This window comes from uncultured Paraglaciecola sp. (assembly GCF_963977085.1).
Lineage (GTDB): Bacteria > Pseudomonadota > Gammaproteobacteria > Enterobacterales > Alteromonadaceae > Paraglaciecola.
The window spans coordinates 76,376-95,858 of record NZ_CAXBNC010000010.1 but is presented as its reverse complement, the minus strand read 5'-3'; the positions used below and the strand labels follow the sequence as shown (position 1 = coordinate 95,858).

The window sequence follows — 19,483 nt, the reverse complement described above, 5'->3', positions numbered from 1 at the left end:
AGAGTAAAAAGTGCAATAAAATATCATTAAATCTAAACGCATTGAAATTTTTCTGAGGCAGATATGAAAAAGAGCACAATGAACGATCCCTTTGAGCAAGCCAGAACAAAACACGGTTATGCCCAAGTCAGTGATCAAGATGATCCTGTGACCATGATTTTAGGCTTAAAAGATGTGCGTAAATGCGCCCACAATTGGCAAACCTTCCAGTCGGGTGCGGTACCTGGACGTATTGTAGTGCCTTCAGAGGTGAATATTCGCAGCACCCGTCAAATTCCTTTTGAAGTTGATCCCCCTCTACATAAGGATTTCCGCTCTTTATTGGACCCTTGGTTTAAACGCCCTTTGCAACCTGAATATCAGCAACAGCTTAATGAGCAAATCAGTTGTTTGGTTGATTCGGCACTGAATGGCAACAACATAGTAGAAATCATCGAAGATTTTGCCTTAGTGTTACAGTCTCGAGCATTAACACTATTGCTCAATACGCCTATAGAAGAATCTGAATTATGGATCAGTTGGGGTACCCATGTATTTCGTAGTGAGGGTGAAGCGCTAGATGGGGCCAAGGCTGCAATTCTTTATGATTACATCGATGCACAGATTGATAAGGCGATAGCCGCCCCTAGTGGTGATTTGTATTCCACCTTATTAGCTGCAGAAGTCAATGGTAAAAAGCTCACTAAAGAAGAAATCAAAGGCGTCATAATATTAACCTTTTCAGGTGGTCGCGATACCGTGATTAATGCCGTTTCAAATACCATAGCCTATTTCTCTGAACATCCAGAATCTCTGCAACGTTTACGGGATGAGCCTGAAATCAGAAGTCGTAGTATTGAAGAATTTATCCGTTATTTTTCGCCATTAACTCATATGGGGCGCGTAGCCACCGAAGATACCCAAGTTTGCGAGCATGCAGTGAAAGCGGATAGCCGCATTTCCCTTTGCTGGGCCTCGGCAAACCGTGATGCAACCGTATTTGAAAATCCTAATGAAGTGGTACTAGATCGAAAAATGAATCCCCACGTCGGCTTTGGTTTCAGTCATCACAATTGTTTGGGTGCGACTCATGCTAGGCAAATACTGAATACCTTAATCAAGGTGTTATGTGAAAAAGTGGCGACTATCGATTTTATTGATTGTGAAGAAAACATCGAACATTGGGATGACTTTAAACGTAAGGTTGGTTATCACAGCCTTAATGTAAAATTTAATCCCGCATAATTTACCCTATTTAAATCAGAACTAATTAAGGCACACCATAATGGCAAAAATTACTTTTATTACCCAAGACAACGAAACCATTGAACTCGAAGGCCAGTCTGGCTCACTTATGGCGTTGGCTGTAGAAAACGGCGTAGCCGGCATCGATGGCGATTGTGGTGGCGTATGCTCCTGCGCCACATGTCATGTACACGTTAAACCTGAACAAATGCTCAAAACCGGTGAAGCCAGTGAAATCGAAAAAGACATGTTAGAGCTGGATGACAATGCCAACGAATACAGCCGCCTTTGCTGCCAAATCGAGATCAGCGATGAGCTCGATGGCGTAATTTTAACTGTTGCCAACTAGAGGTTAACATCATGTCTGAGGTGAATAGACAAAACGATTGTTGCATCATCATCGGTGCCAGCCATGCTGGTGTTAATGCCGCCTTTGCACTACGTAAGGAGGGTTGGCAAGGCGCGATTAAAGTGTTTGACGCTGATCCTACCCTACCCTATCACCGACCACCTTTGTCTAAGGCTTATCTGACTAGTGATGACGGTATTGACAAAAATCTGCTAAAAGCCCAAATCAGCTATCAAAAAAGCGATATAGATTTATATCTAGGCGTCAGTGTCAATGGCATAGATGCCAATAGTCAGACTATTAAAATAGATGACGGACAAACTTACAGCTACAGTAAACTCATTATTGCCACTGGTGCACGACCTTTTATTCCACCTATTGAAGGTATCGACAGCGCCCATCAACTTTACCCCTTACGTACTGCCGCAGATGTGAATTATATTCGTGTTGCCATGGAAAATAGTCCAACTAAACGTGTAGTGATTATTGGTGGGGGTTATATTGGTCTGGAAACCGCGGCGTCACTTAAAAAGTTAGGCGCTAGCGTTACCGTGTTAGAACGTGAGGAACGCATTCTGGCGAGGGTTACAGCACCGTTAATGTCAACGTTTTTTCAACAATTACACAGCGACCATGGTGTAGATATATTTACCAGTAAAGACGTATCCAGCATTCAAACAATCAACCAAAGCAATGTGGTCATTTGTAAAGATGGCAGTGAATATCCGGCAGATATTATTGTGGTCGGTGTCGGTATTCGGGTTAATACCGAATTAGCCGAAAAAGCTGGTATCGATATCGACAACGGTATTGTAGTAGACGGCCAGACCCTTACCAGTGCCGCAAATATCTATGCTATTGGCGATTGCAGTTATCATCACAATCCCCATTACGACCGTTTTATTCGATTGGAATCGGTACAAAATGCGGTTGACCAAGCAAAAGTAGCTGCGGCCTCTATCTGCGGTAAAGACATTAACTACGATACCCTGCCGTGGTTTTGGTCCGATCAATACGATGTCAAATTACAAATGGTGGGTTTATCCACTGGCTACAACAAAATTGTAGTGAGAAAAGAAGCGGATTCAGTGCATAAATTCTCGGTCTGGTATTTTGAAAATGAACGTCTACTGTCAGTGGATGCGGTTAACCATGCAAAAGCCTATGTGATTGGCACCAAGTTAATTAAAAGCGGTGCCGTTATTGATCAAAATAAACTGGCTGATAGCAGTATCGACTTGCAACCTGATACTCTTATTTAACCCTGAATTTGGGGAGGGAACTCTTCCCTCCCATTTTAACGCTGCCGCCTTGATGGTTAAATAACGCTACATTATTCAGAAGGTTATTTTTACTGCGAACCAAAATGGCCAGACTCACCACAATATCTGTTAATCGGACTTGGCTGGATAAAATTTTTTAACTCACATCTGGCCGGTTTTTTCATAATTTAAATGCCAACTAAGTGATTCTTCCAATAAGTGGGGAGTATGCATTCCTCGGCCGCTAGTACAGGCGCGGTCGAAATAATCCGTTAACCTTTCTTTATAATCTGGGTGGGCACAATTTTTAATAATCAATTGAGCCCTTTGTTTGGGAGACAAACCACGCAAATCGGCTAAACCTTGTTCTGTCACAATCACTTTTACGTCATGCTCTGTTTGATCGACGTGTGACACCATTGGGACAATGGCAGATATACTGCCGTTTTTTGCAGTAGAGGGTGTCATAAATATCGATAGATAACCGTTTCGAGCAAAATCTCCCGCACCACCAATACCATTCATCATTTTAGTGCCCATAATATGGGTAGAATTAACATTACCGTAAATATCGGCTTCCAATAAGCCATTCATGGCAATCACGCCTAAGCGGCGCACCAGCTCAGGATGATTACTGATATCTTGCTGGCGCAGTATTATTTTGTCGTGATAGAAATCGATATTGCGGTTAAATTCGTCCATGGCATCCGGGCTAAGAGAAAAAGCCGTAGCCGAAGCGGCTTTTAATGTACCTGAGCGCAACATGGTTAACATGCCATCTTGGATCACTTCAGTAAAGGCGGTCAGATTTTTGTATGGTCCTGCATTTGGCCCTTCCAAAACCGCATTGGGTATATTTCCGACCCCCGACTGGATCGGTAACAATTCTTTAGGTAGTCGCCCCAGTTTTATTTCTCGATCAAAAAAATCTAATATGTGTGCGGCGATTTTCTGGGAAGTATCATCCGGTGAATTGAATGGAGTATTACGGTCAAGCGCCGCGGTTTCCACAATAGCGATAACTTTTTCTAGTGGACAGCGCAGTAACGTTTCGCCAATACGATCATCTGCTTTGGTCATCATAATTGGCTTGCGTTCAGGGGGTAAAGCAGTGCCGTAATAAATGTCGTGCATGCCTTCAATAGCTATGGGAAGCTGATGATTGAGCTCTATAATGATTTTATCAGCTTGCTCAATCCAGGTTTTGTTATTGCCAATTGAAGAAGAAGGCACCAAGCTGCCGTCTTGATGGATAGCCGTTACTTCAATTACCGCAATATTTAACTTTCCTAAAAATCCGGACCAGGCATATTGGGACACTTCCGATAAATGCAGATCCAAATAATTGATATGTCCTTCATTAATCTGCTTTCGACAATCAGGATCAGACTGAAATGGTAACCGGGTACCGATACCCTTAGCTTGAGCTAATAAACCGTCCAATTCTGGTGCCGTTGAAGCTCCCGTCCATAGATTGATTTTAAATTCCTTGCCTGCTTGATGAAATTCACGGATCCGTTTGGCCAATTCAGTTGGCAAAGCTTTAGGATGTCCAGAACCGGTAAAACCGCTCATTCCCAGAGTAGCGCCTGGTGGAATTAATTCTGCGGCCTGTTTGGCATTCATGATTTTGGATTTCAATTGCGGGCACAACATTCGCGACTGAGAGAACATAACAACTCCAACTGTTTTAAATAATGATGAGGAACTGGAAGAAAAAAATAAGCCGGTACTAATATTTTCTATTGTCAGTAATTTCCTAAGTGACAACGACCAGATTGTAATCACAGATAACCACAAATTATATCGTCATTGTAAAAGCGAATTTTGATGCATCGACATAACATGCTGCAGATTAACTGAATCCATAAAGTAATATATTGATCTCGATCAGTTGACCGCGATTCAGCGTTATAGTTGCTCAATCATGATGGCCATGTTGACTTGGATTTAACCACCAGGCAAGACTCTCGCCTTGATGAAGTTTTCTTTTTTGATGTTGGGTATAAATACCGTTTAAATATAAACCTAAAAAGCCACTTTGCTTTTTAGCTTCGGCTTGCCATTAGACACATTTATTCACAATGAATAATTGCCAGACTATTAACAATTTTGAATCCTATATATATTAATTAATCACTTCTGGCTAAGTGCTGATGTTTTGATCGGGGTCAATAAGCTAGGTGATCTCGCTTTATTTTTTGGCAATACGGCTTAATGTAAGCAGTATTGTTTACTAAACAAGAGCATCTAAAAATGAACCCTAAAGCCATTTTATTTTTACCCTTCATATTAACTTTCAGCTTATTTGGCTGTGACTCTGGGGCAGATTCGCCACGAGGCTTTAGCCTGCCACAAGGGGATGCAGTTAATGGCGAGAAAGTTTTTACGTCATACAAATGCCTAGCCTGCCATAAACTTGAGGGGTTTATATACGACTCAAGCAATAAAGAAATGGAACCTCCAATCCAGCTTGGAGGGACTGCGACTCGCGTTAAAACCTATGCTGATTTAGTGACGTCTATTATTAATCCCTCTCACAATATTGCTCGCAGCTATAGTCTTAACGTAACTGAACCCGATGGCACATCAAAAATGCTGGTATTTAATGATGTTATGACTGTCACTGAATTAGTCGATTTGGTCACTTTTTTGCAGGGACAATATGAAGTGCAACCTCATGAATATACTCACTATGGGCAATATCATTTTAATTAGCCCAGACTTTTGGCTTGTGGCAAACTAATTAAAGTAAAGGTATTTTGGTCAGATTTATTAAGTGGGGTATGGGCTTTATCATCTCTTATAATTGGTAAAGTTTTAATAAGTGTTATGATTATTCTATTAATTTGCTAAGGAGATTAACGTGGAAAGGCAGCAACTTCGAGAGTATTTAGACGAACTGAATATTGCGATTGATGATCTTAGTGCATCAAATAATGATAAGCGCAGATTAGCAAGTCTTATTGCAGAGATAGAGCAACAACTGTCCGAACCTAGGTTGGTGACAGGTAAACCTCAAACTTTAGCCGATCAAGTGGACAATATGGTCACAACCTTTGAGCAAGATCATCCTAAAGTAGCAGGAATTCTTAATAATATTATGCTGACCCTGAGTAATATGGGTATTTAGGAAAAGGTTACTTCAGTGTTTTTCATAAATTAGGGTGCAGTATTCACTCTGACGGGCGTCGCTATACTGGCCAAATAGCGACGCTATGCCTAAAAATAAATGCAACAAGGTTGTTATCATTAATGGGCATAATGTTTGCCGATGTTTGCCGATAGTAGCAAATACTGCAAATACTTCTGCCCCTAAATCCTCTTGAAGTAAGGTAACCGGCCATGTTTTATCACGCCCAGCCACATTGAGTCTGCCTGTTGCTAGGCTACTGTCCAAGCAACTTTATTGACTAACACCAGTAGCAGACTAAGGGTACCTTCAACAGCATGATTGGCATAAGTATCTTCTGATTCTCCAGTGCATATAGGCAAAACAGAAGGTCTCTAGTGCCACGCCTGCTTGCTCAGCATTTTCGGCCATAGCAAAACCTAATTGTGATAAACCTTATTATAAATACAGGGGTTTTGAGTCAGGCACGTGAGTACCATGTAAAAGTATTCGTTTACCACTTTTAGCGAGTAATAAAACCACCAACAAAAACAAAGAGCGTAAAGTGCTATTAAGGGATAACCCTTAATTCATTTACTGATTGAGATAACAGCGATAAGTTAACGCTGTGGCGCTTATTGACGACCTCACCCACTATAGTCACTGCTGGGCCTTGGAAGTTTTGCTCGGTCACCCGTTGCGCAATAGTATCTAGGGTGCCTATACAAACTTGTTGTTGGGTGGTTGACGCTTGGTCAATCACAGCAACGGCTGTACTTGCAGGCAAACCATGGGTTTTAAGGCGCTGCATAATAGTATCAATGCGTTTTAATCCCATATAAAACACTAAAGTTTCACCCTGGGATGCACTGGCGCCTGCCACCAGTGCTTGCCAATTAGGTTCGTCTGTGGCTGATTTTAAGTGTGCAGTGATAAATCGTACTGATTGAGCGCACTCTCGATGCGTAAGGGGGATCCCTGCATAAGCTGACGCACCAGAAGCAGCAGTAATACCCGGCACTATGGCGAAGTCGATTTGGTGCTTGGCTAGAATGTCACATTCTTCAGCAGCTCGTGCAAAAATAGCCGGATCACCACCTTTTAAACGCACGATATTTTTACCGCTTGATGCCACTTCTACCATCAATTCACAAATATCAGCTTGTTGCATACTGTGCTGACCACATTTTTTACCCACAAAGACCCGTTCCACATGACGAGGGATCATAGCGATAATATCTGGATTCACTAGCCAGTCGTACATCACCACATCGGCTTGTTGAATTAAACGATGTGCTTTTAAGGTCAATAGCTCTGCATCACCAGGCCCAGCGCCAATTAAATACACCTGGCCTTTGTCAGAACGCTTCGGCTGCTGTGCATTAGAACTGCCATTGAAAGACTGCTTTAGCCAAAACGTAAATGGCTGATTTGAATGGTTTTTTTGGCTCGAGAAAAACTGCTGTAGTCTCGAAAATCCCAATGGGAACATTTTATCAATACTCATGACACTGCCTCCAAGGCAATTAATTGGTCTTGTTTAATATTGAGTTTTTTCGGTTTGTATTCCTTAACCATTTGGCTTAACTCTGATTTACACGAGCCACAATTAGTGCCGCACTGCAGTTCACGACCTAAACCGTCTACTGAATCGCAGCCCGCTTTTATGGCATCAATGATGGTATTTTCACCCACCTTAAAGCAGCTACACACTAATTTACCTTGTTTGAACTGCTCATCAGGCTGCATATTGAGTAACCCATGGAGCTGTTCAGGAGTAACATTTTCACTGTTAAGCAAACTATTGACCCAATTAGGATCAACCTTGATCTTGCTAGGTGAAATAAACAGTATCAAAGACATCACACCTTGGCGCATGGCGCAGATGCTATTTAACTCGCTACTTGAAGCACTAATCCACTCTTCATACAAAGGTAATTGCAATTGCAGGTTTTGTTTAATGCTGGCTGGTTCTTGATCCGTAGCAAAAAACACTAAATGGCCTTTTTCTACTGGGCTGGTAACAAAATAATCAAAATATTGTCTTAATAGTTCGACACTAAGATCTTGCTGGATAAACATTTGCCCGTAATGTTGATAAGTGATCTTATCAAGCTTAACTGCTGCATGTTTTAATTCAGGCTGGCCCGATATTTGGTCGTTAGCGTCAGTATAAAGACTAGTAATATTAGCACTGGAAGCATTGCTAGCACTCCAATGAATAGGCGCAAAGACTTCACCTTGGCGTTGATTATCATCAATGACAACAGGTAAACAAACCTTTGACGTATCAGCACTATGTGCAGCGTTAAGACTCACTAAATCTTCATCTTGCAAACTTAAACATTCAGCGTCTTTTGGGTGTATTGCTAAATACGGACGGCTAACGTGTGATGTTAACTCAGATGTTTTACCCGTGCGGGTCATAGTATGCCATTGGTCGCGAACTCGACCACTGTTTAATACAAAAGGAAATGCCTTGCTAGTCAGTTGCTGTGGCGCTTTAAACTCAGTTACTACAAACTGCGCTTTACCGTTTTGGGTATAGAACTTTCCGTCTGTAAATAAGCGTTTTGTACCATAAGGTGCTGATTTGTTCACCGGCCACTGCACAGGTTTTAAACGGTTGTATTGGGTTTCTGTGAGTTCACTCAGTGCTGACAAATCTAGGTCGCGATTACCATGATTATCAAATTGAGTTAAACCTGCATACTCGGCAAATATCTCGCTGGGAGAATTAAAGTTAAAACCACTAGTAAACCCCATCGCTTTGGCAAGGTCACAAATGATTTTCCAATCATGTCTAGCTTCACCCGTGGCGGCTAACAAACCACGTTGACGAGAAATGCGCCGCTCAGAATTGGTGACTGTGCCATCTTTTTCTGACCAACCAGTAGCAGGTAATGCAACGTGTGCATAGTCGAGGGTATCGTTTTTAGCGACACAATCAGATACCACTAACAACTCACATTTTTTGAGGGCATCAGCAATTTTTTGTCTGTTGGGCATACTGACCATAGGGTTAGTAGCCATGACCCAAACGGCTTTCACCTTGCCTGAATTGATATTTTCAAACAAATCCACAGCTTTAAAGCCTGGTTTATCAGCGATAGTGGGTGATTGCCAATAAGTTTGCACTGTTTGCCTATGCTCTGGGTTTTCAATATCCATATGGCAAGCCAAAATATTTGCTAAACCACCTACTTCACGGCCCCCCATAGCATTGGGTTGTCCCGTTAATGAAAATGGCCCACACCCTTCACGGCCTATTTTTCCCGTAGCTAGGTGACTGTTGATAATACTATTGGCTTTATCTGTACCAGAACTAGACTGATTTACGCCCATACAATAAGCAGTCACTACCTTATCGGTTTGAGCAAATAAACGATAAAAACTCAGTAACTCTAATTCGTTAATGTCACATTGTTTAGCCACGCGACTTATAGTCCAAGACTCACAATGCTCAATCACTTGTTCAAAACCTTGGGTATTGGCTGTGATATATGCAGAGTTTAAAGCCTGGTGTTTGGCTAGGTAAGCCAATAATCCATTAAATAAAACAACATCAGTACCCGGTTTGATCGCCAGGTGTATGTCTGCAAGTTCAGATGTAGCGGTTCTGCGAGGATCAATGGTTACCACTTGCATATCGGGGTTGAGTTTTTTGGCCCTTTCGATTCTTTGAAACAATACGGGATGTGTCCAAGCAGCATTGGAACCCACTAAAATCAGTAGCTCAGTTTGTTCTAAATCTTCATAACAACAGGGCACTGCATCGGCTCCAAAGGCTCGTTTATAAGCAGCCACCGCAGAGGACATGCACAATCTCGAATTGGTATCGATATTGGCACTGCCTATGTATCCCTTCATTAATTTATTGGCGACGTAGTAGTCTTCGGTCAACAATTGCCCAGACACATAAAACGCCACTGAATCAGGTCCGTGATCTGCTATTAGCTGCTTAAATTTACTGGCCACTTGAGTAATGGCATCATCCCAGCTGGCTTTTTTACCGGCAATCATGGGACTAAGTAAACGACCTGAGGCTGAGTTAGTCTCTAGTAATTTATTACCTTTTACACATAAACGTCCAAAATTAGCAGGATGATCACTACACCCCTTTAAATCCGATAACTTGTTATCCTCAGAAATTTGCACTTCTACTCCACAACCCACACCGCAATATGGACAAGTGGTGTTAAGCAAAGAAGGTGCAAGACCTGTGTTACTTTTATGCATGGGACGACTAGAAGGCATCAATTAGTCAACCAACTGCAACTGCACTTGGTTTTGCTCGATACGCACCGGGTAAACAACTAACTTAATGGCATCGTCATCTAAACACTGGCCTGAATCTAAACAATAGCGCTGCTTGTATAGAGGAGAAATAATCACTTTCACATTTTCTACAGAGCCCAATAAGCCTCGATACAACACATTGGCTTTACCAATCGGATCCCAGTTACTGACAGCAAAAATCTGTTCACCATTAACACTCTTAACCTTAAACAATGCAATTTGTCGCTCGTTTAACAGGGCGCAAACCCCAGAGTTGGCGACTAAATCAGTGTCGTTACATACTGTTATCCAGTTATTTGAAGTACTCATTATATGTCTCCTTAAACAAGTTCTATGGCAAGTTCAGTTTCTTGCGAATCTGTGCTTTGTATTTGGCTAAATTGCTGTCTTTCTACTTCTGTTGCGGGGCGAATTTGTTCGCGCTCTTCTACAAAGACGATGTTCACATCAGATTTGTCACTATTAACAAACTGGCGGAAACGTTTCAGAGACTGCTCGTTTTCAATGGCGGTTTTCCATTCGCACTGATAGGTATCTACTACATGTTGCATTTGCGCTTCGAGCTCCTCACACAATCCGAGAGAGTCTTCAATAACGACTTGTTGTAAATAGGCTAAGCCACCTTCTAAATTTTCCAACCACACCGAAGTACGTTGTAAGCGATCGCCTGTTCTCACATAAAACATCAACACCCGGTCAATGTATTTAACTAAAGTTTCGGTATCTAAGTCGGTGGCAAACAAATCACCGTGGCGCGGTTTCATGCCGCCATTACCGCACACATATAAGTTCCAGCCGTTTTCTGTTGCTATGATTCCTATGTCTTTACTTTGTGCTTCGGCACATTCACGGGTACATCCCGACACACCAAATTTGATTTTGTGTGGTGCTCGTAAACCTTTGTAGCGGTTTTCTAAATCGATGGCCTGACCGACTGAATCTTGTACACCGTAACGGCACCAAGTGCTGCCGACACAGGACTTTACGGTTCTAAGTGACTTGGCATAGGCATGTCCAGTTTCAAAACCCGCTTCGATGAGGGTTTGCCAAATAGCGGGGAGTTGTTCAACACGAGCACCAAATAAATCGATACGCTGGCCACCGGTAATTTTGGTATACAGCTTATAATCTTTAGCTACTTGCCCTAAGACTATGAGTTTATCTGGGGTAATTTCGCCACCAGCAATACGAGGAACGACTGAATAAGTGCCATCTTTTTGCATATTGCCTAGGTAAGTGTCGTTGGTGTCCTGCAAACTCACATGATCTGGTTTGAGTACAAAGTCATTCCAGACAGACGCCAAAATGGATGCCGAAACAGGTTTACATATTTCACATCCCAATCCTTTACCATGCTTTTCTAATAATTCATCAAAAGTTTTAATGCCGCCTACTTTGACAAGATGAAACATTTCTTGCCGTGAATACGCAAAGTGCTCGCAAATATCTTTTTTGACTTCCACACCACGTTTAGTTAGTTCGCTATCTACAACTGTTTTTAACAATGCCGTACAACCGCCACAACCTGTGCTGGCTTTAGTGCAAGATTTAATATCTGCTAAGTTACAACTGCCGGTGTCGAAGGCTGTAATGATGTCGCCTTTGGACACGTTATGGCATGAACAAATGGTAGCTGTGTCAGGCAATGCATCCGCGCCAAGTGCAGGGGCTGCGTCAGCACCTGCTGGCAAAATTAAACTTTCTGGCTGTTCTGGTAGTTCAATATCATTTAGTGCGTATTGCAATAAAGTATCGTACTCACTGGTATCCCCAATGAGTACAGCCCCCAATAATTTTTTCTGCTCTGCGTCGACCACTAACTTTTTGTACACTTCTAGTGGTTGGTTTTCATAGGTGTAACATAGTGCGCCCGTGGTTCGTGCATGAGCATCACCAATTGAACCAACTTCCACACCCATGAGTTTTAATTTAGTGCTCATATCCGCACCTTGGAATGTCACATCACCACCAAGAATATGACTGGCGGCGGCTCTGGCCATAGTGTAACCAGGCGCTACTAAACCAAAAATAAAGTTATTCCATAATGCACACTCACCAATAGCGTAGATATCAGCATCACTGGTCAAACAGTGATCGTTCACCACTATGCCGCCACGTTCACCTATGGCAAGGTCAAATTCACGGGCTAAGGCATCCTGAGGGCGAATGCCGGCCGAGAACAAAATCATATCGGTTTCTAATACTTCACCATCGGCAAAGCACATTTTGTAGCGACAGGTTTCACCGGCCTCAATGCTTTGGGTCGCTTTTTGGGTATGTACTTGTACACCAAGAGATTCAATTTTACTGCGCAATACCCGGCCACCACCGGTATCTACTTGCACCGCCATTAACTGCGGGGCAAACTCAACTACATGAGTTTGTAAGCCAGCTTCTTTAAGCGCATTTGCGGCTTCTAACCCTAACAGGCCACCACCAACCACCACGCCCACTTTACTGACTGCGGATGACGCGCTGATATTTTCTAGATCTTCAATGGTACGGTATACCAAACAATGAGGTTGATCGTTCCCAGGAATAGGCGGTACAAAAGGAAAAGAACCGGTAGATAACACCAGTTTGTCATATTCAAAGACTTCACCTGCTTCGGTTGTGACTGTTTTGGCCATCTTGTTGATATGAACAACCTTGGCATTTAAAGCGAACTTAATATTGTGCTCTTGATAATATTCTGGGGTAGTTAACGCCAACTCGTCAGCTGTTTTGCCAGAAAAGTACTCAGATAAATGTACACGGTCGTAGGCCAGCCTTGGCTCTGCTGACAACACCACAACATCTAACTGTGTGTCATTGTCTGCATTGTTTTCTTGTATCAGTTGGTCAACAAAATGATGGCCTACCATGCCATTGCCTACTACTACTATTCGCATGTTATTCCCGTTGTGTACATTAATTAAGTTCGACATGTGTCACCTCTGCATTTTCTTGAGCACAAAAAAAAGCCCACGACTCCAAAACAGGAATACGTGGGCTTCTTTGCCATGTCACCTTGTATACTTTTTTGCATACAAGGTGAGAAATAAATTTAACAACCATTAAGATTGCTTAGTGCACACTCTTATACATAAATAATGCCAATAATTAATTACTTATAATTCAACAAGTTAGATATAGAGCAATTGGGCTATTCTAAAAACATTGCTCCCATTCAATGCAGCAGCACCAAGTTAGGGCATTAAAAAACAACCTTATGTTGTTGCGTTCATAGATAGTGCAAGGCTATTCTCCAGAATCGCTATGCCATATTTTAAAAGGAAGTAGTAACAAAATGACTTTACTAAAAGCGCTCTCATTGAGCACCAGCCTATTATTTACGTTAGGACTTCAAGCAGCTTCGGTGTGGAAAGTCTCAAACGAGCAGCACAGTCTTTATATTGGTGGCACTATTCACTTTCTTACGCCTAGTGACTACCCATTGGCAAAAGAGTATGACTTGGCATTTGATGGATCGGATAAGATAATTTTTGAAACTGATATGCAAACAGTTCGTTCGCCAGAGTTCGGTCAAAAAATGATGAATAAATTGATGTACAGTGACGGCACTACTATCAATAAAGTCTTAAAGCCCGATACTTATAAAGCGCTAGCAATACATTTGTCTTCAAGAAATCTTCCTATGCAAGCTTTTGCCTCACACAAACCTAGCTTTCTGGCAATTTCGCTGTCGGTTATTGAACTACAAGCTATGGGATACACCAGTGAAGGTGTAGACATGTTTTTTGCGAATAAAGCGAAACTCGAAAACAAACAACAAGGCTGGTTAGAAACCCCTGACCAACAGCTGTCTTTTATGGCTAATTTAGGCGGTGACGATCCTAATGTGATGATCGAATACACCCTAAAAGATATTAAAAAAATGCCCGAGATGTTAGGAAAGTTACATAAATCTTGGTTGTCTGGGGATATGCAAGGCATGGCCGATGTAGGCATCACGCCTTTTAAAGCAGAGTATGCCGATATTTATCAAGATTTATTGGTAACACGCAATAACAATTGGATACCACAAATTGTAAAAATGTTGCAGGACCAACCTATTGAATTCATTTTAGTTGGCGCTTTACACCTTTCTGGGCCAGATAGTGTCTTAGCCAAACTCAAAGAAAAAGGCTACAAAATCGAAAAATTATGATGCTATTGGGATAGTTAAGCGTAATAATTGACTGTCCCATGCTCTTTATTTTCTTAAAGTATTCATCACTTGAGTACTTGGATTCAAATGTACCAGAGCTAGGATCATCGTCACACTAAAATACACATCTTAGTTACAACCTAATATTTGATAAAAACAGCGAAAACTTATCAGCTATTGGTATCGGTTTTAATTCTTTTTTGCGATAGTAAGTGAATCAAATTCACCTTAGTATTATCCGCATTTTTTAAAGGCAGTATTGAAGTTAATGATCCAAACCTGCGACAGTCCAAACTCAAATGGTTCTCCATTTATTAGTATAAAAGAAGCCGTTGCCAAAATGTTGGCTCAAATTACTCAAGTAAAAGGTAAAGACAACTTAGCCCTGAGTGAAGGGCTAGGTAGAGTATTGGCCGACGATATAATTTCACCTATAGATGTGCCGCCAGCAGACAATTCTGCTATGGATGGCTATGCCTTGGATTACCAAGAGTTAAGTAAACAACGCAGTCTTAAAATGGTCGGTACTGCTCTGGCTGGCCAACCTTATTTGCAAACTCTTTTGCCTGGGCAATGTGTCAGGATCATGACGGGTGCACTTATTCCTAAAGGTGCAAATGCCGTCGTCATGCAAGAAAACACCCTAGCCGATGGCAATAATATTGAATTCAAACAACTCCCTTCAAAAGGCAACAGTGTACGCCAAGCCGGGGAAGATATTCAGCGCTCTCAAATAGTCGTGACAAAAGGCACCCAGCTTAAAGCAGCGCATTTAGCCTTGATTGCATCTGTAGGTGTGGCTCAGATTAGGGTTACACCTAAGTTAAAAGTTGGCTTAATTGCCACGGGGGATGAGCTCACGCCACCGGGACAAAAATTAGTATCAGGTGCAATTTATGAAAGTAACCGCGTTGCCTTAAATGCCTTGTTGGCTGATTTCCCTGTAGACGTCGTTGACTTAGGCATAGTCAAAGACGACAAGCCCAGTTTACGTGACGCTTTTAGACAAGCAGACAAAAACTGTGACTTAGTGATTTCTTGTGGTGGAGTGTCGGTGGGCGAAGCTGACTACGTCAAAGATATTTTGTCAGAACTTGGCACGATCAATTTTTGGAAAGTCGCCATTAAGCCCGGTAAACCTTTTGCTTTTGGTAAACTGAGTAATGCTTGGTTTTGTGGATTACCCGGTAATCCGGTTTCGTCTTACGTAACATTTCAACAACTTGTTACACCTGTATTGCAAAAATTAAGTGGCCAAACCTATTTGCCTGCTCCACACTTTGTCGCTAAAGCCGCTTGCCTGATCCGTAAACGACCTGGACGTGCCGATTATCAAAGAGGCATATATTATCGTGATGAAAATGCTGAGCTGTGGGTAAAACCCAATGGCAAACAAGGATCGGGCATTATGAGCTCTATCGCCAATGCGAATTGTTATATGGTGCTAGAGCAAGACGCTGCCGATGTTCAAGAGGGTGAAAGTGTGAACATACAACCGTTTTAAGTTAAGAGAAACTAGCAACTGATAAAAGACTAAAAAACCTAAGTAAAGTGCGAGTGCCGATTTGGATAAAGTTTTAGCGCTTATCTTTAAACTCGCAGCTCGAAGCTCGCAGCTCGAAGCTAGCAACTCCCAGCTTCTTTTAAAAAAAGAGATTTTTGTGGCCTTTAAAAAAGAATTAAAAACAATTTGTCATTTGGCTTGGCCATTACTGGTGGCCCAGATTACCCAAACCTTGATGGGGGTATCAGATACTATTATGGCCGGTCGCTATTCGGCAACCGATATGGCAGCTGTCGCTATAGGGTTTGGTTTTACCATACCCATTATTGTATTTTTGCAAGGGATCACCTTAGCGTTACCCGCCATCATTTCCCGCTTCAATGGCGCCAAACAAATTGATAAAGTCGCCAACTATACACAGCAAATGGTGTGGCTAGCTTTGGCATTTTCATTCCTTGCGGTGTTACTTGGTTTAGTATTTGAACCTTTAATGCAGTATATCCAAATGGAACAAGAGCTGCGGCGTATTACTATCGATTACATTCGCTATATTTTGTACTCGATGCCCGCTTTCGCTATATATCAAGCACTCAGAAATTACTGCGAAGGTTTATCTATTACTAAACCTAGTATGTTGATTATGGGTATCGGCCTATTGGTGAATATTCCAGCAAACTATGTGCTTATTTACGGTAAGTTTGGCTTGCCTGAAATGGGTGGCGCAGGCTGTGGTGTGGCCACTGCATTAGTGTTTGTTGCCATGTTTATTGCGACTTGGTTGTATACCCTCAAATCCGAAAAGCTGGCTAAGTATGAGTTGTATAGCAAACTCTATCGCCCCCATTATCAAGATATGCTGGAATGTCTGAAGTTAGGTTTGCCTATCGCAATGACAATCTTATTTGAGGTGACATTGTTTGCTGCTGTGGCCATTTTACTGGCACCATTTGGCTCTATAGTAGTGGCATCCCATCAAGTGGCACTGAATTTTTCAGCCTTGATGTTTATGATCCCATTAAGTATTGGTATGGCAACCAGTATTCGTATTGGACATTTGCTTGGTGAACAAGATCCGCAACAGGCAAGAGTCGCCACAAAATGCGCTTACTTTTTGGGTATCAGCATCGCTTTTTTTACTGCGACTTTAACTATAGTGGGCCGTGAATTTATTGCTAAGTTATATAGCATCGACCCTCCCGTTATTGAGTTGGCTTCAAGCCTTTTATTATTGGCCGCAATGTTCCAATTTTCAGACGCCATACAAGTCATCTCAGGCACCGCCCTACGCGGTTACAAAGATACTACCGCTATGTTCTATTTAAGTTTTGTGTCTTATTGGGGGGTGGGCATGACTATAGGTTGTATTTTAGGATTGACCGACTGGATAGTGCCGCAAATGGCCGCTGCAGGTTTTTGGACAGGATTTATCTGTGGCCTCAGCACTGCAGCCGTTACTTTAGGACTGCGAGTTAAATATATTCAAAACAAAATTGTACAGCCCGATACGGTCAGCGTCTAAAAGGAAGCCAGCATGCAATTATTGGATATCGCTTTTCGCACTCAATCAAAAACCCCCATGCAAACTAAGGTTGAGACAATGGTAAGCAAGGTAGCGGGCGTTGAAGATGATTTTAGAGGTAAACCAGGTAAACGTCAGGTGACAGTACTCAGTTTTGAGCAATGGCAACTTGCCTGCAATGAAGTAGGTAGCCAACTTCCATGGACAATGAGGCGAGCTAACTTATTGGTGGAAGGAGTGAGTTTTGATGCAAGCATGGTAGGAAAACAAATCAAAATTGGCCAGCTAATTTTACTCATAACTCGGGAGACAGACCCGTGCCCAAGAATGGATGCCCAACATCAAGGGCTGACCCAAGCACTTAAGCCAAATTGGCGTGGAGGTGTGTGTTGTAGAGTCATTGCAGATGGACGAATCAGAGTGGGAGACAAGATCAAAATCCTTGGTTGATTGTGTAAAAAAGTTTACTATTGACGCTGTTATTAACAAACCAAGTTGAAATTATTTATGAAAGTATCTTATTTATTTATTGTTGTATCCGCCCTTGCCTTTTCACCACAGAGTCATGCCGAAGGCTGGCTTGATTCTATTAAGAGCATGTTTGGAATGGAAGCTGAAACAGCGGCCATGCCTAATGTTGCTGATATGATTAGCTCTGTGAGCGAATCAGTTGGGATTGATGAATCTCAAGCCACAGGAAGTTTGGCATCAATTTTTAATTATGCCAAAGGTAACATCTCAGCCGAACAATTCAGCGGTTTAAGTGACTCTCTTCCAGGTCTTGATTCATTATTGGGTTCAGTACCAGACATCAGTGAAATGGCCTCTGGAACTGATTTAGGTGGATTAATGGACAAAGCCGCGAGCTACAATGAGTCGTTAAAGGCAATGAACGAATTAAAGAAACAATTCGAAGCATTGGGCTTAAGTCCTGAAATGATCACCCAAGTCATCAGTAGTGCTAAGGCTTATTTGGACACGGATGAAGGCAAAAAAATCAAAGAGCAACTCATGCAGGGTTTAAGTAAACTAGCCATATAATATTAACTAGTTTCAGCTTTATTATTCCGTCTAATGACTAAGTCATTAGACGGATATTCTTCAGAAAAACGATCTAACTTAAAAACATTTGTTGAAATCTACTATACCAACCCTAGTAGCTAGGAATTTTCATTTCACATATAAGGAAACAAAATGGAATCAGTTGAAACACAATTACAAACCTTCTATGACAAAGTCATTACCTTAGGCACCGAATACGGCAGCCAATTTATTCTCGCTTTAATTGTACTGGTAGTGGGCTTGTGGGTAATTGGTAAATTGAGTAATGGCGTTAGACGTAGCGCAGTGAAAGGTTTACCAGACGAAACCTTAGCAAAATTTCTAACCAATATTTTTGAAGTCATACTAAAAGTATTATTGGTGATAAGCGTAGCATCGATGATAGGTATTCAAACCACTTCATTTATTGCTATTTTAGGTGCCGCTGGTTTAGCGGTAGGTTTAGCACTGCAAGGCAGCCTGTCTAATTTTGCTGGTGGCGTGATGGTGTTAATATTCCGACCATTCAAAGTAGGTGATTACGTAGGCGCACAAGGTTTAGAAGGCGTAGTGACGGATATTGGTATTTTTGTTACTACCTTTATGACCTTCGATAAACGCATCATTATTGTGCCTAATGGACCTTTAGCAAACGGCAACATCATTAATTACACTGCGAGTGACGTTAGAGCAGTGGAAATATCCATAGGTATTTCATACTCAGATGACATTGCTAAAGGCAAAGCAGCGATGGAAGCCGTATTAAAAGCGGATCCAAGAGTATTGCAAGATGAAGGCAATGTAGTGGCAGTCGTCGATTTAGGCAGCAGCTCAGTTGACTTTTTAGTCAGAGCTTTTGCAAAAACCGATGATTATTGGGCTCTATACTTTGACATTCGTCCAGCACTTAAAGCTGCGGTTGAAGAAGCAGGTTTAACTATCCCATTCCCACAACGGGATATTCATATGATCCAACAAAGTGCTCAAGACTAAGAAAACACCTTAACCTTAAGCATTAAGAAA

The 19,483-nt window shown here is 41.9% G+C and carries 17 protein-coding genes; 11 read left to right on the top strand and 6 right to left on the bottom strand.

Features of this window, described 5'->3' with window-relative positions; genetic code table 11:
• Nucleotides 1–63 precede the first annotated feature (63 nt).
• Genes AAC000_RS13270 through AAC000_RS13260 form a run of 3 tightly spaced genes read left to right on the top strand, consistent with a single transcriptional unit; the run spans nt 64 to nt 2,835 of the window.
• The gene (locus tag AAC000_RS13270; RefSeq protein WP_339723272.1) at nt 64–1,224 is read left to right on the top strand and encodes a cytochrome P450; all 1,161 of its coding nucleotides are present in this window, start codon (nt 64–66) and stop codon (nt 1,222–1,224) included.
• A gap of 40 nt (nt 1,225–1,264) precedes the next feature.
• Nucleotides 1,265–1,573: a 2Fe-2S iron-sulfur cluster-binding protein gene (locus tag AAC000_RS13265; RefSeq protein ID WP_339723271.1), complete on the top strand. Its 309-nt coding sequence runs from the start codon at nt 1,265–1,267 to the stop codon at nt 1,571–1,573.
• Nucleotides 1,574–1,584: 11 nt separating this feature from the next.
• Nucleotides 1,585–2,835, top strand: a complete 1,251-nt coding sequence (locus AAC000_RS13260) for an FAD-dependent oxidoreductase (protein WP_339723270.1) — start codon at nt 1,585–1,587, stop codon at nt 2,833–2,835.
• Nucleotides 2,836–2,997: 162 nt separating this feature from the next.
• On the opposite strand, the gene AAC000_RS13255 is transcribed toward AAC000_RS13260, so the two are convergent.
• A complete protein-coding gene (locus tag AAC000_RS13255; protein ID WP_339723269.1) occupies nt 2,998–4,509 on the bottom strand; it encodes an acetyl-CoA hydrolase/transferase family protein in 1,512 nt (503 codons plus the stop codon).
• A gap of 582 nt (nt 4,510–5,091) precedes the next feature.
• Here AAC000_RS13255 and AAC000_RS13250 point away from each other — a divergent pair.
• Nucleotides 5,092–5,553 (top strand): cytochrome C, encoded by a 462-nt coding sequence (locus tag AAC000_RS13250; protein ID WP_339723268.1) that lies wholly within the window; start codon nt 5,092–5,094, stop codon nt 5,551–5,553.
• Between the two features lie 148 nt (nt 5,554–5,701).
• Nucleotides 5,702–5,968 carry a DUF4404 family protein gene (locus AAC000_RS13245; protein WP_339723267.1) on the top strand — a complete coding sequence of 89 codons (267 nt, stop codon included), beginning with the start codon at nt 5,702–5,704 and terminating at the stop codon, nt 5,966–5,968.
• A gap of 12 nt (nt 5,969–5,980) precedes the next feature.
• Here AAC000_RS13245 and AAC000_RS13240 read toward each other — a convergent pair whose 3' ends face one another.
• The 5 genes from AAC000_RS13240 to nirB form a co-directional block, all read right to left on the bottom strand.
• Complete coding sequence (locus tag AAC000_RS13240) at nt 5,981–6,235, bottom strand: hypothetical protein (protein WP_339723266.1); 255 nt, start codon at nt 6,233–6,235, stop codon at nt 5,981–5,983.
• Nucleotides 6,236–6,518: 283 nt separating this feature from the next.
• The gene (cobA, locus tag AAC000_RS13235) at nt 6,519–7,454 is read right to left on the bottom strand and encodes a uroporphyrinogen-III C-methyltransferase (protein ID WP_339723265.1); all 936 of its coding nucleotides are present in this window, start codon (nt 7,452–7,454) and stop codon (nt 6,519–6,521) included.
• Nucleotides 7,451–10,186 carry a nitrate reductase gene (locus tag AAC000_RS13230; protein ID WP_339723264.1) on the bottom strand — a complete coding sequence of 912 codons (2,736 nt, stop codon included), beginning with the start codon at nt 10,184–10,186 and terminating at the stop codon, nt 7,451–7,453. The genes cobA and AAC000_RS13230 overlap by 4 nt, the downstream gene beginning before the upstream one ends.
• Before the next feature lie 21 nt (nt 10,187–10,207).
• Nucleotides 10,208–10,555, bottom strand: a complete 348-nt coding sequence (gene nirD / locus AAC000_RS13225; protein ID WP_339723263.1) for a nitrite reductase small subunit NirD — start codon at nt 10,553–10,555, stop codon at nt 10,208–10,210.
• A gap of 11 nt (nt 10,556–10,566) precedes the next feature.
• Entirely contained in the window at nt 10,567–13,137 is a 2,571-nt protein-coding gene (gene nirB, locus AAC000_RS13220; RefSeq protein ID WP_339723262.1) for a nitrite reductase large subunit NirB, read from the bottom strand.
• Between the two features lie 398 nt (nt 13,138–13,535).
• Between nirB and AAC000_RS13215 the strand changes: the two genes are divergently transcribed.
• From AAC000_RS13215 to AAC000_RS13190, 6 genes are all read left to right on the top strand, one after another.
• Nucleotides 13,536–14,396 carry a TraB/GumN family protein gene (locus AAC000_RS13215; protein ID WP_339723261.1) on the top strand — a complete coding sequence of 287 codons (861 nt, stop codon included), beginning with the start codon at nt 13,536–13,538 and terminating at the stop codon, nt 14,394–14,396.
• Nucleotides 14,397–14,664: 268 nt separating this feature from the next.
• Nucleotides 14,665–15,900, top strand: coding sequence for a molybdopterin molybdotransferase MoeA (gene moeA / locus AAC000_RS13210; RefSeq protein WP_339723260.1), 1,236 nt, complete (start codon nt 14,665–14,667; stop codon nt 15,898–15,900).
• 157 nt (nt 15,901–16,057) lie between these two features.
• Nucleotides 16,058–17,419 (top strand): MATE family efflux transporter, encoded by a 1,362-nt coding sequence (locus AAC000_RS13205; RefSeq protein ID WP_339723259.1) that lies wholly within the window; start codon nt 16,058–16,060, stop codon nt 17,417–17,419.
• A 12-nt stretch (nt 17,420–17,431) separates the two neighbouring features.
• Nucleotides 17,432–17,869, top strand: coding sequence for an MOSC domain-containing protein (locus AAC000_RS13200; RefSeq protein ID WP_339723258.1), 438 nt, complete (start codon nt 17,432–17,434; stop codon nt 17,867–17,869).
• Nucleotides 17,870–17,926: 57 nt separating this feature from the next.
• On the top strand, nt 17,927–18,460 hold the full coding sequence (locus AAC000_RS13195) for a DUF2780 domain-containing protein (protein WP_339723257.1): 534 nt from the start codon (nt 17,927–17,929) through the stop codon (nt 18,458–18,460).
• A 153-nt stretch (nt 18,461–18,613) separates the two neighbouring features.
• A complete protein-coding gene (locus tag AAC000_RS13190; RefSeq protein ID WP_339723256.1) occupies nt 18,614–19,453 on the top strand; it encodes a mechanosensitive ion channel domain-containing protein in 840 nt (279 codons plus the stop codon).
• Nucleotides 19,454–19,483 lie beyond the last annotated feature (30 nt).